15 protein-coding genes are annotated in these 14,893 nt (G+C 65.8%); 14 read left to right on the top strand and 1 reads right to left on the bottom strand.

The annotated features are described in order from the left end of the window. The first annotated feature begins 110 nt into the window (after window positions 1-110). The 14 genes from dacB to panC all read left to right on the top strand — a co-directional run bounded on the left by dacB (window position 111) and on the right by panC (window position 13,673). The gene (gene dacB / locus ADIAG_RS00075) at window positions 111-1,535 is read left to right on the top strand and encodes a D-alanyl-D-alanine carboxypeptidase/D-alanyl-D-alanine endopeptidase (protein WP_007269225.1); all 1,425 of its coding nucleotides are present in this window, start codon (window positions 111-113) and stop codon (window positions 1,533-1,535) included. 102 nt (window positions 1,536-1,637) lie between these two features. After that, the gene (locus tag ADIAG_RS00070; protein WP_007269224.1) at window positions 1,638-2,783 is read left to right on the top strand and encodes a zinc-dependent metalloprotease; all 1,146 of its coding nucleotides are present in this window, start codon (window positions 1,638-1,640) and stop codon (window positions 2,781-2,783) included. A 28-nt stretch (window positions 2,784-2,811) separates the two neighbouring features. Continuing rightward, window positions 2,812-3,840 carry a tRNA lysidine(34) synthetase TilS gene (tilS, locus tag ADIAG_RS00065; protein WP_007269223.1) on the top strand — a complete coding sequence of 343 codons (1,029 nt, stop codon included), beginning with the start codon at window positions 2,812-2,814 and terminating at the stop codon, window positions 3,838-3,840. A 232-nt stretch (window positions 3,841-4,072) separates the two neighbouring features. Beyond that, window positions 4,073-4,624, top strand: a complete 552-nt coding sequence (gene hpt / locus ADIAG_RS00060) for a hypoxanthine phosphoribosyltransferase (protein WP_007269222.1) — start codon at window positions 4,073-4,075, stop codon at window positions 4,622-4,624. A 229-nt stretch (window positions 4,625-4,853) separates the two neighbouring features. Then, on the top strand, window positions 4,854-6,830 hold the full coding sequence (gene ftsH / locus ADIAG_RS00055) for an ATP-dependent zinc metalloprotease FtsH (RefSeq protein WP_007269221.1): 1,977 nt from the start codon (window positions 4,854-4,856) through the stop codon (window positions 6,828-6,830). Between the two features lie 31 nt (window positions 6,831-6,861). Then, window positions 6,862-7,473, top strand: coding sequence for a GTP cyclohydrolase I FolE (folE, locus tag ADIAG_RS00050; protein WP_007269220.1), 612 nt, complete (start codon window positions 6,862-6,864; stop codon window positions 7,471-7,473). Window positions 7,474-7,484: 11 nt separating this feature from the next. Next, window positions 7,485-8,402 carry a dihydropteroate synthase gene (gene folP / locus ADIAG_RS00045; protein WP_007269219.1) on the top strand — a complete coding sequence of 306 codons (918 nt, stop codon included), beginning with the start codon at window positions 7,485-7,487 and terminating at the stop codon, window positions 8,400-8,402. A 31-nt stretch (window positions 8,403-8,433) separates the two neighbouring features. Continuing rightward, window positions 8,434-8,802 carry a dihydroneopterin aldolase gene (folB, locus tag ADIAG_RS00040; protein ID WP_007269218.1) on the top strand — a complete coding sequence of 123 codons (369 nt, stop codon included), beginning with the start codon at window positions 8,434-8,436 and terminating at the stop codon, window positions 8,800-8,802. Between the two features lie 5 nt (window positions 8,803-8,807). Continuing rightward, window positions 8,808-9,293 carry a 2-amino-4-hydroxy-6-hydroxymethyldihydropteridine diphosphokinase gene (gene folK, locus ADIAG_RS00035; protein WP_007269217.1) on the top strand — a complete coding sequence of 162 codons (486 nt, stop codon included), beginning with the start codon at window positions 8,808-8,810 and terminating at the stop codon, window positions 9,291-9,293. 3 nt (window positions 9,294-9,296) lie between these two features. Then, entirely contained in the window at window positions 9,297-9,797 is a 501-nt protein-coding gene (locus ADIAG_RS00030) for a DUF3180 domain-containing protein (RefSeq protein ID WP_007269216.1), read from the top strand. Continuing rightward, window positions 9,778-10,290 carry a PH domain-containing protein gene (locus tag ADIAG_RS00025; RefSeq protein ID WP_007269215.1) on the top strand — a complete coding sequence of 171 codons (513 nt, stop codon included), beginning with the start codon at window positions 9,778-9,780 and terminating at the stop codon, window positions 10,288-10,290. The genes ADIAG_RS00030 and ADIAG_RS00025 overlap by 20 nt, the downstream gene beginning before the upstream one ends. After that, window positions 10,287-11,816, top strand: coding sequence for a PH domain-containing protein (locus tag ADIAG_RS00020; RefSeq protein WP_007269214.1), 1,530 nt, complete (start codon window positions 10,287-10,289; stop codon window positions 11,814-11,816). Before ADIAG_RS00025 ends, ADIAG_RS00020 begins: the two co-directional genes overlap by 4 nt. Further along, window positions 11,813-12,700, top strand: a complete 888-nt coding sequence (locus tag ADIAG_RS00015; protein WP_007269213.1) for a Rossmann-like and DUF2520 domain-containing protein — start codon at window positions 11,813-11,815, stop codon at window positions 12,698-12,700. Before ADIAG_RS00020 ends, ADIAG_RS00015 begins: the two co-directional genes overlap by 4 nt. 37 nt (window positions 12,701-12,737) lie before the next feature. Beyond that, a complete protein-coding gene (panC, locus tag ADIAG_RS00010; protein WP_007269212.1) occupies window positions 12,738-13,673 on the top strand; it encodes a pantoate--beta-alanine ligase in 936 nt (311 codons plus the stop codon). Window positions 13,674-13,695: 22 nt separating this feature from the next. Here panC and ADIAG_RS00005 read toward each other — a convergent pair whose 3' ends face one another. Next, window positions 13,696-14,709: an NAD(P)H-dependent flavin oxidoreductase gene (locus tag ADIAG_RS00005; RefSeq protein ID WP_007269211.1), complete on the bottom strand. Its 1,014-nt coding sequence runs from the start codon at window positions 14,707-14,709 to the stop codon at window positions 13,696-13,698. Between the last annotated feature and the right edge of the window lie 184 nt (window positions 14,710-14,893).

Here is a 14,893-nt window from a genome sequence, read left to right as displayed (position 1 = left end):
ACCAGCGGCTGGTGCGGATGCGGGCGCGTCCGATTGCCGTCTAGTCTTATGGGTGCTGCGCTTAAGGGTATATGGCGCGCGGGGACTACGACGATTTCTAAGGATGCCGGATGAAACAAGCGCGCCAAATCATGCGCATGGGTATGGCGGCAGTGGTCGCCGGACTCGTTCTGGGACTGGTCGTTTTCCTGTTGATCCCAGTGGCGTTCCCCGGACCCGCACCGGATTCGACCCCCGCGTCACCGGCCCCCGAGGTCTTGGCGGCCGCCGAAGCCACGGCCCTTCCGCCGCTTGATCCCGAGGCGCCGACCCCCGACACCGCGGCGCTCAAATCGGCCTTGGACACGGCGCTGACCGCCGGCGCGGCCGGGGCCACGGTCACCGGGGCAGTTATCGATGTGGCCACCGGCCGGGAATTGTATTCACGCTCGGGCGATGAACCGGGCATCCCGGCCTCGAGCCTGAAGGTGCTCACCGCTATTGCCGCCACGCACGAGCTCGGCGAGGAACACCGGTTCACCACCAAGACGCTGCTGACGGGCACCGACACCGTGGTGCTGGTTGGTGGGGGAGATGTGCTGCTGGGGACCGGGAAGGATTCCGGTGCGGTCAGTGGCCGGGCATCGCTGGACACCCTGGCCCAGGACACCGCGAAGGCTCTTGAAGAGGCCCAGACCGCGGGTACTGTCGGGAACAAACTGCGGATCGAACTGGACGAATCACTGTTTTCCGGTCCCGCGCTGAACCCCGCATGGGACTCCTCGTTGGTCACCACGCACAACATCTCACCGATCTCACCGCTGGCGATGTACGGGGCGCGGGCCACCGCGGATCCGAAGGCCGAACGGGTGGCGGACCCGGGCCTGTACGCCGCTGCGGCGTTTTCTCGGGCCTTGGGCGCAGCGTTGGCCGACTCCGGTTCGAAGCTCACCCTCAGCGGCGAACCCACGCGTACCCAGGGCGCCGCCGAGGGAACCGAGTTGGCGTCCATCGACTCCGCAACGCTCGGGGAACAAGTGCGGTTCATGCTGGAGGATTCGGACAACTATGTCGCCGAGAGCCTGGGCCGGCTGGTGGCCGTGGCCCGGCAGGAACCTGGCGATCATGCCCACGGGGCCGCCGCAGTGGGAACGGTCGTGGAAGGCCTGGGCATCGACACCTCAAAGATGGCGCTGGTGGACACCTCCGGGTTGGCCCACAGCAACCGGGTCAGCCCGCTGACCCTGGCCAGCGCGCTGGGATACGCCGCCACCTCCGAACATGCCTCCTTGTGCAACCTGGGGTACCGGCTGCCGGTCGCAGGTGCCACCGGAACCATGTCCAACCGGCTCGGTGCCCAGAGCACCCGGGGGATCGTGCGCGCGAAAACCGGTTCGCTGCTGGAGGTCTCCAGCCTCAGCGGACTGACGGTGAGCCGGGACGGGCGGGCGTTGGCCTTCTCCTTCTTCGTACACACCACGGACGGGGCAATCGCCCCGCACAAACACGTCCTTGATGCCGCAGCAGCGGCCCTGACCGGGTGCGGCTGCCGCTAACACCCACCGATGCCCACTTAGGGAAGCCCCTGCGGTGGAACCAGTTTTTTGCCCAGCGCGCAATCCCGCCGTGCGAGCCAAAAGCGTGATGGGATGGAAGACATGGACACCACCGATTTCCGGCTGATTAATTGGGACCTCGCCGCCACCACCGCTGCCACACTGGTTGGTGCCGGCCCGGTCCTCACCCCCGCACAGATTGCCGCTGTCGTCGCGGACCTGCGCACCAAGGCCGATGCGTCCGTGGAACACGTGCACCGGATTACCGGGCTGGAAGCTGCGAAGGACCTGCGCGATTCGCAGGTGCTTATCGTCGATCGGCCCGGCTGGGCCAGGGCCAACACCCAAAGCTTTGAGGCCATGCTGGCCCCCGCCATGGAGCAGCTGGCCAAGACCAGGGGCGAAAAGATTTCCGAGGCCACCCAGGTGCTTTCCTCCCTCGCGACGGGCGTGGAGATGGGCGCGATCCTGGCGTTTATGTCCTCCAAGGTGCTGGGCCAATATGATCCCTTTGCGGGCCTGCTGCGCGCCGATTTGCCGGCCGGCGGACGACTGATGCTGGTGGCACCGAACATCGTGGCCATTGAACGGGAATTGAAGGTCGACACCGACGACTTCCGGCTCTGGGTCACCTTGCATGAGCAAACCCACCGGGTGCAATTCGCTGCAGCCCCGTGGCTGCGCGAGCACCTGCAGTCCAAGATCGCCGAGTTGCTGGCCTCGTTGCTGGCCGAACCCGAGGCGCTGGGCGAACGGCTGCGTGCCGCGGCCTCCGAGGTCGTGCGGGGCAAAAAAGAACTCGGCACCGCGGCCGGGACTAAAACCGACACCGGGATCCCACCGGCGCAGAACGGGCTGTTGGCCGGGCTACGCACCGGGGAACAAAAGGCCATCATCTCGCACATCACCGCGGTGATGTCGCTGCTCGAGGGCCATGCCAATGTGGTGATGGATGCCGTGGATTCCTCCATCGTGCCCAGCGTGCGCACCATCCGCCAACGCTTCGGCGGGCGCGGGAAGGACCGTTCGGCGCTGGAGAAGTGGATGCGCAAACTGTTGGGTTTGGATGCGAAGATGCGCCAATACGCCGATGGGCAACGCTTCGTGACCAAGGCCGTGAAACTCATGGGCATGGAGGGCTTCAACAAGGTCTGGGAGGGCGAAGAGAACCTGCCGACAGAGCACGAGCTGCACCACCCCGAGGCCTGGGTGACGCGCATGAGTGGCGCCGACGCCGGCACACAGTAACAACCGAAACATCAGGACAAGGAAGAAAATGGGCCCGAAGCTGCCACAGGCACTGGCCGAGGCCCGCAACGGAATCCGGGCGATGGTGCCGGCCGGTTCGCGCGTGTTGGTGGCCTGCAGCGGTGGCGCCGATTCGCTGGCGTTGGCCGCCGCCGCAGCATTCCTGCACCGCACCGGTGAGATCAGTGCAGGGGCGATCGTCATCGACCACCAGATGCAGCCAGGAAGCGCCGAAGTCGCCGGCCGTGCGGCCGAACAATGCCGGGCGCTGGGTCTGGATCCGGTGGCGGTGATCGAGGTCAGCGTCGATGGCAGCAGCGAGCAGGCCGCCCGCACCGCCCGCTACGCCGCCTTCGCCCAAGGAATGGACGCCACCGGGGCCGCCCGCCTGTTGCTCGGGCACACCCGAGACGACCAAGCCGAGCAGGTGCTGCTGGGGCTGGCCCGCGGCTCCGGGACACTTTCATTAGCCGGGATGCCGGCGGCCCGCGGACCGTACCTGCGCCCCCTGCTGTCCCTGGATCGGGCCGCGACCGAGGCCATCTGCCGGCATGAGGGGCTCGAGTACTGGGAGGATCCGACCAACACCTCCGGGGCCTACCTGCGCAACCGGGTACGCCACGAAGTGATGCCGGTGCTGCGCGCGGTGCTGGGCGACAAGGTGCCCGAGGCCCTGGCCCGCACCGCGGCCCTGGCCCGCGCGGATGCCGAGTACCTAGAGGCGCTGGCCTCCCGGACGCTGGAGGAGGTGTTGTGCACGGCTGCCGCCGAGCAGCCCGCCACCGAGTTGAGAATGGATTTGACCCGGCTGCGCGCGCTTCAAAAGCCCGTGCAGTCGAGGGTGCTGCGCCTGGCGGTGGTGCGCTTGGGAGCCCCCGCCCCCGACTTCGAACGGCTGGCCGCGCTCACCTTGCTGGTTCAAGGATCCAAATCCGCAGGCCCGGTACAACTTGAGGGCCCGGTAGCCGCCACCCGCCTCGCCGGAACACGTCTGCCTCGGGGTGCGACCGCGCAACTTTGCCTAGATGCCGCCGCCCTGAAGGCGGTCGAATCGTGAGAATTGCCTCACACCCACCGGCCCGCGACCGCGCAACTTTGCCTAGATGCCGCCGCCCTGAAGGCGGTCGAATCGTGAGAATTGCCTCACACCCACCGGCCCGCGACCGCCAAGCCGCGCCACGGCCGTGCTGCCCGTTCCCCGTTGAACCTCAGATTGTGGCACCCTAGACCGTGGGTAGATTGCCCTCCCCCGACCGGTTTTAATACCGACCCCAGAACCAGGAGCCCTCGTGGATTCGAAAGATGTCAGCGCTGATTTGGCGCATGTCCTCTACACCAAGGAAGAAATCCAGGCCAAGATCGAAGAATTGGCCGCGCGGATTGACGCCGATTACGAAGGCCGGGACATCCTGGTTGTCGGCGTCCTCAAGGGCGCGGTGATGGTCATGGCGGATCTGGTCCGTGCCCTGCACTCGCACGTATCCATGGACTGGATGGCAGTCTCCTCCTATGGTTCGGGCACCGCCTCTTCCGGCGTCGTGCGGATCCTTAAGGACCTGGACACCGACCTGTTGGGCAAGCACGTACTGATCGTCGAGGACATCATCGACTCCGGTCTGACGCTGTCCTGGTTGCTGGCCAACCTGCACTCCCGCGGCCCGGCCTCGGTAGAAATCTGCACCCTGCTGCGCAAGCCGGAGGCCGCCAAGGTCGAGATCGACGTGAAGTACGTCGGCATGGAGATCCCCAACGAATTTGTGGTCGGCTACGGGCTGGACTTCGATGAAAAGTACCGCAACCTGGACTTCATCGGCACCCTGGCGCCACACATCTACCAGTAGCCACAAATATCAGGCACACCCCTTGACGAGGTGGCGTCGATGGCCGTTTCCGGTTCCCCGGAAGCGGCCATCGGTGCTTACGCCCAAAGGGGAACTTATCGCCGGGCTCATCCGTGGGTACCCATGAGGGCGTTTACTTATTAACGTGTAGCAAGATACCGGCGTCGCCCACGACGCCCGGGCCAGCATGGGCCCGAAAGCAGGAGGGATGGGGAGGGACCCCCAATCAATGAACGCGAAAAAGATCTTTAACAGTTGGATCGTCTGGGTGCTGCTTGGCGCCGCGGTGCTGCTGATTTTCCTGCCGACACTTCTGGGCGGCAACTCCGGACGCATCGACACCTCCATGGGCCTGCAATTGCTCAAGGACGACAGGGTCTCCGAGGCGAAGATCTTTGACGGCGAGCAACGCGTGGATTTGACGCTGAAGAACCCACTGAACCTCGACGGCGCGGACAAGGGCACGGACGTCTCGTTCTACTACTCCCAGCCGCGCGGCACCCAGGTCGTGGACGCCGTCAACGACGCGGGCCTGAGTGGCTACGACGACCAGCCGGTGCAGAACAACTGGTTCACCTCCATGCTGGGCTTCATGATCCCGATGATCCTGATCGTGGGCCTGTTCTGGTTCATCCTCTCCCGCTCCCAGGGCGGCGGATCCAAGGTCATGCAGTTCGGCAAGTCCAAGGCGAAGCTGATCACCAAGGACATGCCGCAGGTGACATTCGTCGATGTGGCGGGCGCCGAGGAAGCCGTGGAGGAACTCCACGAAATCAAGGAGTTCCTGCGCGAACCGGGCAAGTTCCAGGCCGTGGGCGCCAAGATCCCCAAGGGTGTGCTGCTTTACGGCCCTCCGGGCACCGGCAAGACCCTGCTGGCCAAGGCCGTTGCCGGCGAGGCAGAGGTCCCGTTCTATTCGATCTCCGGTTCCGACTTCGTCGAGATGTTTGTCGGCGTCGGCGCCTCACGCGTCCGTGACCTGTTCGAACAGGCCAAGACCAACTCCCCGGCGATCATCTTCGTTGATGAGATCGACGCGGTGGGTCGTCACCGCGGTGCCGGCATCGGCGGCGGCAACGACGAGCGCGAACAGACGCTGAACCAGCTGTTGGTGGAAATGGACGGCTTCGACGCCACCACCAACGTCATCCTGATCGCCGCGACCAACCGTCCCGACGTGCTTGACCCCGCACTGCTGCGCCCGGGCCGTTTCGACCGGCAGATCCCGGTGGAAGCACCGGATATGATCGGCCGCGAACAGATCCTCAAGGTCCACGCGCAGGGCAAGCCGATGGCCACCAACGTGGATTTGAAGGCAGTGGCCAAGAAGACCCCCGGGTACACCGGTGCGGATTTGGCCAACGTGCTCAACGAGGCAGCGCTGCTGACCGCGCGCTCCAACGCCCAGCTGATCGACGACCGTGCCCTGGACGAAGCCATTGACCGTGTCATGGCGGGCCCGCAGAAGCGCAGCCGCTTGATGAAGGAACACGAGCGCAAGATCACCGCGTACCACGAGGGCGGACACGCCCTGGTGGCCGCGGCGATGCGCCAGACCGCGCCTGTCACCAAGGTGACCATCCTGCCGCGTGGCCGCGCCCTGGGCTACACCATGGTGGTACCCGACGACGATAAGTACTCGATCACCCGCAACGAACTGCTGGACCAGATGGCCTACGCCATGGGTGGGCGCGTGGCCGAGGAAATCGTCTTCCACGACCCCTCCACCGGTGCCAGCAACGACATCGAGAAGGCGACCGCCACCGCGCGCAAGATGGTCACCGACTACGGCATGTCCGAACGCGTGGGCGCCGTGAAGCTGGGCTCCTCCTCCGGGGATGCGATGTACGGGCAGGCCGCCAGCCGCGACTACTCCGATGCGATGGCCAACGTCGTCGACGAGGAAGTCCGCGCGCTGATCGACACCGCACATGACGAAGCCTATGCGGCACTGACCGAGAACCGTCTGGTGCTCGACCGGTTGGCCGTGGCCCTGCTGGAGCACGAGACGCTGAACCAGAAGGAAATCGAGGCGATCTTCCACGACCTCATCAAGCGCCCCGAGCGCAAGGTCTGGTTGAGCAAGGATTCCCGTCCGGTGCACGCTGCTGGTCCGGCGCTCTCGGCCAAGGAAATCGCCGAACAGCTAGCCGGCGGGACCCCGCCGACTCCCGGGGGCTCTTCACCGCAGAGCTCCGGTCGGTAACCTTCGGCACACACCAGTTAGGATCGGAAGCGTGAACGAGATCGAGCAACGTGAAGAGAACAACGTCCAGGGCGCCGGCGGCGTGGATCTGGAACGGATCGAGAAGGCCGTGCGGGAAATCCTCTATGCCATTGGCGAGGACCCTGGCCGCGACGGCTTGCTTGAGACGCCCAAACGCGTGGCCAAGGCCTACGGCGAGTTCTTTGCGGGTCTGCACCAGGACCCGTCCGACCACCTGAGCACCACCTTCGACATCGAACATGACGAATTGGTACTGGTGAAGGACATCCCGTTCTACTCGACCTGCGAGCACCACCTGGTACCGTTCCACGGCACCGCACACGTCGGATACATCCCCGGCCCCGAAGGCAAGGTCACCGGCCTGAGCAAACTGGCCCGGCTGGTCGAGGTCTTCGCCAAGCGCCCGCAGGTCCAAGAGCGGCTGACCACCCAAATCGTCGAAGCGCTGGTGGAGCACCTGAACCCGCGCGGGGCGATGGTCGTCATCGAATGCGAACACATGTGCATGTCCATGCGAGGCGTCCGCAAACCCGGCGCCAAGACCGTCACCAGCGCGGTGCGTGGCCAGCTGCGCGAACCGGCCACCCGTGCCGAGGCCATGAGCCTCATCCTTGGAAAGTAGGTAGACCCCCCATGTCGCTTGGAGCAATCCCCGGAACCGGGCCGGCCACCAGCCCGCTGCCGGTCATCAAGAAATCCATCGCCCGCACCCTGGCGGACCTGCCCACCGGCCGCACCCTGGTCATGGGCATCCTGAACATCACCGAGGATTCCTTTTCCGACGGCGGGAAGTACGCCACCACCGACGAGGCCATCAGCCACGGGCTGCGCATGCACTACGGCGGGGCCGACATCATCGACGTCGGCGGGGAATCCACCCGTCCAGGCGCCGAACCGGTGGACCCGGCCGTGGAACAGGAACGCATCCTGCCGGTGATCACCGCGCTGGCCAAGGCCGGGGCCATCATCTCGGTGGACACCATGCACACCTCCACCGCCCGGGCCGCGCTGGCGGCCGGCGCCCACATCATCAACGATGTCTCGGGCCTGACCCACGAGCCGGACATGCCTGCGCTGATCGCCCAAAGCGGCGCCCCGTACGTGCTGATGCACCGCCGCGGGGACGCCGCCTCGATGACCACCGAGGCAAACTACACCGACGTCGTGGCCGAGGTGCTCACCGAGATGCTGAAGCTGCGCGACACCTTCGTCGCCGCGGGTGTGGCCCCCGAACAGCTGATCCTGGATCCGGGACTCGGCTTCGCCAAGGACCACGAGCACAACTGGGAGCTGCTGCGGGCCCTGGACCGCTTCACCGCCCTGGGCCACCGCGTGCTGGTGGGCACCAGCCGCAAACGCTTCCTCGGCGCCTTGTTGACGGTGGATGGGAAGCCGGCGGCGCCGGGCGCCCGCGATGCCGCCACCGCGGCGACCAGTGCACTGGTCGCAGCCAACGGCGCCTGGGGCGTGCGCGTCCACGACGTCCCGGGCAATCTGGACGCCGTCAAGGTCGCCACCGCCTTGTCCGCAACCAGCGTCCCGGCACACTAAGCACCACCAACGAGGGGGACCTGGCAGCACCATGCGCACCGACACCATCACCCTGGCGGGGATTACCGCCATCGGCCACCACGGCGTGTTCGAGCACGAGAAACGCGACGGGCAGCCCTTCACCCTCGACGTGGTGCTGCACACCGACATCCGTCAGGCAGCGGCCAGCGACGACGTCGCCGACACCGCGCACTACGGGGAACTCGGTGAGCTGGTGGTCGCCCAGATCCAGGACGGGCCCTGGGACCTGATTGAAACGCTGGCGGAAAAGAGTGCCGCGGCGATCCTGGCCGGCTTTAGCACCGTGAGCGCGGTCGAGGTCATCGTGCACAAACCCCAGGCCCCGATCACCGTGACGTTCTCCGACGTCACCATCCACATCTACCGCGAACGGGAGTGAAACCCATGGTCTCGTGCCTGTTGGCCCTGGGCTCGAACCTGGGCGAACGCGCCTCAACGCTCGGTGACGCGGTCGCCGAGCTCGGCGCCACCGCGGGCATCGAGGTGCGCGCGGTCTCGGAGATTGCGGTGACCAAACCGGTGGGCGGGCCCGCGGATCAACCGGACTTCCTGAACCTGGTGCTGCGCCTGGACACCGTGCTGGAACCGCTTGAGTTGCTGGCCGCGTGCCAGCGCATCGAGGCGGCCCACCACCGTACCCGCGAGGTGCGCTGGGGTCCGCGCACCGTAGACATCGACGTGATCACCTACGGGACGTGCGTGAGCGAGGATGAGGTGCTGACGCTGCCGCACCCGCGGGCAGCGATACGCGGATTCGTGCTGGTGCCCTGGTCCTGGATGGAACCTGAGGCGATGCTCGCAGGAATCCCGGTGGCACAGCTTGCCGCGGCCGCGGCAGACACACCCGGCGTCCGCCGCCTGGAGGCCTGAAGCATGAATTCCTTGCGGCCCTTGTGGGTTTTCACGGTGTTGGTGATCGGTGTGGTGGCCGGCTACGGCCTGCAGATCGTTGCCACCACCCAGGGCTACCCGGTACCGGTGCTGCACTGGACCTCGCTGGTGACCATGGGCGCTGCCGCGCTGTTCACCCTGATCATGGGCATCCGGATCAAGGCCTTCACCTCCGGGCGGACCCAGAAGCGGGTGAACCCGATCGCTGCGGCCCGCACCCTGGTGCTGGCCCAGGCCAGCGTGTACGCCGGAACCACGATCGCCGGATGGCATGGCGGGATCCTTTTGGGCCTGCTCGCCTCGGCGCCGATGAGCTCGTCAGTGGTTAAATCATCCTTGGTGATGATCGGTGGAGCGCTGGTGATGGTTATCGTGGGATGGGTTGTGGAACAGTTCTGCAAGCTGCCCCCGGAGGATCCTTCCGACCCGGAGGCCAAGACCAAGGGCAAGGACGATCAAGGTTATGCCGCAGGAACCAATTGACCCGGCCGGGATCCACTGGACCCGGGTGTCCCCCAGCTACACCAAGGTGCGCCTGGTGGGATGGGGCATCGGCGCGCTGCTGACGCTACTGGCGCTCTGTGCGCCACTGGTCCTGCACCTCACCGGGGTATGGGAAGGATTCCCGCTCTGGTTGGCCATCGTCATCCCCGGTCTCATGCTGCTGATCGATATCATCCGTATGGTGCTGATCCCGCGCCAAGTGGCGGCCATTGGCTATGCCGAACGCGAGGACGACCTGTTGGTGCGCCACGGGTTGATGTTCCAAAAGGTGCTGGTGGTTCCCTACGGGCGGATGCAATTCATCGACGTGGCCGTGGGCCCGATCGATAGGATGCTTGGCCTGTGCAAGGTCAAGCTGCACACCGCCGCGGCGGATGCCACCGCGGACATCCCCGGACTCCCCTTGAGCGAGGGCACCCGGTTGCGCGAGGCGCTTGCGGCCCGCGGCGAATCGCGATTGGCCGGACTGTGAGCGATCACCAGGCACCCGAACCGCACGAAACCAACGATCTGGCACCCGTCGATACCCCGGTGCCGTGGCGCCGTGTGCACCCCGTGTCCCCGCTGGTCCGCGGCTGGCTCGCGGTGGTGGCCATCGCGTTTGTCTACGGCCAGAACACGCTCTCCTCATTTTTCGGCGACGAGGAACCGACGCCCGGACCCGAGATGGTCTCCGAGGCGCCCTTGATGCTCTCGCTGCTGATCGGCGCCGGGGTACTGGTGCTGATCCTGCTCGGTTTCTTCCTCTCCTGGCGGTTCACGAAGTACCAGATCACCGAGCGCCACGTGAATGTGAACTCCGGGATCGTGTTCCGCCAGCAGCGCCAGGCCCGCATCGACAGGGTGCAGTCCATCGACATCGCCCAGCCGCTGGTGGCCCGCATCTTCGGGCTCGCGGAACTGCGCTTTGATGTGGCGGATTCCGGTTCGGCGGCCATGAACCTGGCCTTCGTCAAACTTTCCGAGGCGCATCAGCTGCGCAACGAGATCCTGGCGCGCGCGGCAGGGTTGAAGGACCCCGCGGCTCCTGCGCCCCTCACGGAACCTGCGCCCGGACACGGCACCGGCATCGAGACCCCGCCCGAGGCCCCGCAGCCTGCAGCGGCCCAGGGCCTGGGCGCCAGCGAACGCGTGGTCGCCGCGGTACCCGTCGGCCGGCTCATCGGCTCGATTCTGCTGCGCCCCAGCACCATGATCATGATCGCGGGCCTCATCGGCCTGGGCATCGGCATGTCGATGTTCGAGGGCTTTGCACCGTTTTACCTGCTGCCTGCCTTCCTGGGCATGGCCGGGGCGTTGTGGAACAACCTGAACACCGGATACAACTTCAAGGCCGCCGCCAGCGCGGACGGGCTGCGGTTGAGCTACGGGCTGTTGGACACCCGCCACCAGACGGTTCCACCGGGGCGGGTGGCGGCCATTAAAGTCTCCGCCCCGTTCTTCTGGCGCAAGCTGGGGTGGTACAAGGTCGCGGTGAATGTCGCGGGCATCGGCGGGGCTGGCAACGAGGCGCAGGAACGCAGTGTACTGCTGCCGGTAGGAAGCTACGAAGACGTGTTGGCGGTGCTCTCGGTGGTACTGCCGGATCCCGGCGTGGAGGCCCCGCGCGAATTCTTCGCCTCAGCCATCAACGGTGCGGGCACCACGGCGGGGTTCGTGGTGTCCCCGACCAAGATCCGCCCGCTCTCCCCGCTGGCCTACAAGCGGCAGGGTTACGCCCTGACCGATACCGCGTTGGTGGCACGCAACGGTGCACTGCACCGCACCCTGGCCATCGTCCCGCACGCCAGGACCCAGGGCCTGATGCTGCGCCAGGGGCCGCTGGCACGCCGCTTCGGGGTCCTGGACCTGTCACTGGCCACGATTTCCGGGCCGGTATCGCCGCTGGTGCACCAGCTCGATGTAGCAGTGGGCCGTGAACTGTTTCTGGAACAGGCCGACCGCGCCGCCGCGGCACGCAAACAAACCGATTCAAACCACTGGCTGGGGGACGCATGATCACCACGGGGAAACCTGGACGCCTGGGCGTCGGGGTCATCGGTGCAGGTAAGGTCGGCGCGGTGCTGGGTGCAGCCTTGCGCGCCGCCGAGCACCAGATCGTCGGCGTCCATGCGGTCTCCGAGACCTCACGCGAACGCGCGGAAATGCTGCTTCCCGGGGTGCCGGTGCTGCCGATCCCCGAGATCCTGCGCCGCGCCGAACTGGTGATCCTAGCCGTTCCCGACGACGCCTTGGCCGAGCTGGTCTCAGGCTTGGCCAAGGCGGGGCACTGGCAGGCCGGCCAACTGGTGCTGCACACCGCCGGACGCTACGGCACCGAAGTCCTGGCTCCGGCCTCGGCCGCCGGCGCCATCGGGTTGGCCGTGCACCCGGCCATGACGTTCACCGGGATGAGCATGGACCTGGAACGACTGGGCGATTGCGTCTTCGGGGTCAGCGCCTCGAACATGGTGCTGCCCATCGCCCAGGCCCTGGTGGTGGAGATGGGCGGGGAGCCGGTGGTGATTGCCGAGGCCGACCGGGTGAAATACCATGCGGCACTGTCCCACGCCTCCAACCACTTGGTGACAGTGGCCGGGCAATCCGCGGGCATCCTGGCCGGGATCGGCGTCGAGCACCCCGAACGGATGCTCTCGGCGCTGATGCGCGCCTCGCTGGAAAACGCGTTGGCCTCCGGAGAAGGTGCCCTGACCGGGCCGGTGGCCCGCGGGGATATCCAAACTATCGAATCCCACCGGGCGGCGCTGGCCGACGAGGCGATCGACGAAGACACGCGGGAGGCGTACCTGGCGATGAGCCGGGCCACCGCACTGCGGGCCCACGCGCGGGGACTAATCAACGAGCACACCCTTGCCGGGATCCTGGCCGCACTGGGCCACTAAAACCAACGGTTGCCGACGGGGTGGATAAACTGGGCCCGTGAGCACAACAGCAGCCCCGGCCCTCAGGGCCCCGCACATCGTTACCACCACCGCCGAACTTTCCGCGGCCATCGCCCGGGAGATCGAAGCACTGGCGCCCTCCGGAACTGCCGCGACCTTGGGTCTGGTCCCCACCATGGGGGCGCTGCATTCGGGACATGAGTCTCTGGTGTCCACGGCCCGGGAGCAAAACGACGTGCTCGTGGTCAGCATCTTCGTGAACGAATTGCAGTTCAACGATGAACACGATTTTGAGAGCTACCCACGTACCCTAGACGCGGATATGGAGATCTTGGCCCGTGCCGGTGCGGACATCGTTTTTGTCCCCGGCGACGAAGAGGTCTACCCCGATGGCCGCCCGTTGGTGAAAATCGATTCCGGGGCGTTGGGGGAGAAATTTGAGGGGGCCTCGCGCCCCGGGCACTTTGACGGAATGCTGGCGGTGGTGGCCAAGCTGCTGCATTATTCGATGCCGCCTGCTTCCGTGGGTAGACCGGTGGCCTATCGGGCCTACTTCGGTGCGAAGGACGCCCAGCAGCTGGTGCTGATCAACCGCATGGTCGCGGATCTGAACTACCCGGTCGACGTCCGCTCGGTTCCGATCATGCGAACCGCCGAAGGGCTGGCCCTCTCCAGCCGGAACCAGCTGCTCACCCCAGAACAGGCGAAGGCCGCCCTGGTGATTCACCGGGCACTTCTCCTGGTCAAGGAGCGGGCCGACCGTCACGAGCCGTTGTACCTTGAGGACGCGGTGGGACTCTTCGAGATGGAGCCGCAGGTCGAGCTCGACTACTTCGAACTGGTCGACCCGCGAACCTTGCAGGAACTGGCCTTCAACTGCCAAGACACCCCCTTCACCGGGGAAGGGCTGCTATTAGTTGCGGCGGAGGTCGGCGGGGTGCGACTGATCGACAACATGAGGTTGGGTTACTGACGCACCGGCTCCCTGCCGGTGCTCACAACCTCCAGCGCCGGGCGGATCGGTCCAGCACTTCACGGAACCCCGCCAGGTCGGCCATGATCTGTGCGGCGCTTTGCCCCGTGCGCGAAAGTCCGGCGGCTTGGCCGGCGAACACCGGCGCCAAGGAAGTATCAGCCTTCGTACGAGCCTCATTGATGGAATCGGTGAGGGCGTCGCTTGATGCGACGGCTTCACCGAGCTTCTCGAGGTCTGCTGCCCAGGTGTCGCTGAAGTCGTTGCGCAGGGCCCGGCCGCCGTATTCGACCGGCCAATCAATTCTTTGGGCAATGTCGAACGCGCGGGTGTAGATGGTGTCATCCATTCCGGCGGTACCGATGGCTTCCTTGACGTTCGCGTGGCTCATGGATTCGGTGGCCGCTGCAAAGCGTGTGCCGATCCAAGCCGCGGCGGCCCCGGCACCCAAAACTGCTGCAACGCCCGCGGCTGTGGCCAGACCCCCGGCGGCGATCACCGGCTTGGCGGTCTGTTGAAGCGCTAGTTGGAGTAGGGGCAGGGTAGAGACCTCGTTGCGCCCGTGTCCGCCACCTTCATTGCCACGGCAGATCACCACGTCGATGTCGTCTTCCAGGGCACGGGCCAACTCCGCAGCATTGCCGACCTGCATCCCGACCATGACGCCTGCCTCATGGGCCAATGAGGCGGCGGGGCCGGGATCCCCGAAGCTGACGCAGATAAAGGAAGGACCATGGGCAAGTACCTGTTCCAGGGGATCGAGGTTCTTGGCCAAAACCCAAGCCATCAGGCCGGCACCCCAGGAATGGCCGGTCGAGGCAGCGAGGCTCGCTTCCTGATCGATCCACTCCTTGGTGCTGGAGCCGCCAATCCCCAACATGCCAAAGCCGCCCGCCACAGAGACGGCGGCGGCCAAGGAGCCACCGGCGGCCCCGGCCATGGAAGCGTTGAAGATGGGTTCGGTATAACCGAGAGCTTCTTGCAACTTATTCTCGGGTCGGGTCCCGTGGGCGTCGTTTTCTGGAAGTTCAAGCATGCTTTTCAGTCTATGACCGAAGTCGAGAGACTAGTGTGACGCAGCGCTCACAAGTAGCTTTGTGGCAAATGGGTGAATTTCAGGCCAAAAACCTCGATCCTGCCACGTGTTTCCGGGACTTTAGTGTCGTTTCCCGGCTGGGAGCAGGCGGTTTGGACATTCCGGCCCGTTACGCGTAGAGTTA

This window comes from Paeniglutamicibacter gangotriensis Lz1y (genome assembly GCF_000348945.1).
GTDB classification, from domain to species: Bacteria; Actinomycetota; Actinomycetes; order Actinomycetales; family Micrococcaceae; genus Paeniglutamicibacter; species Paeniglutamicibacter gangotriensis.
This window is presented reverse-complemented; position numbering and strand designations above follow the sequence as displayed.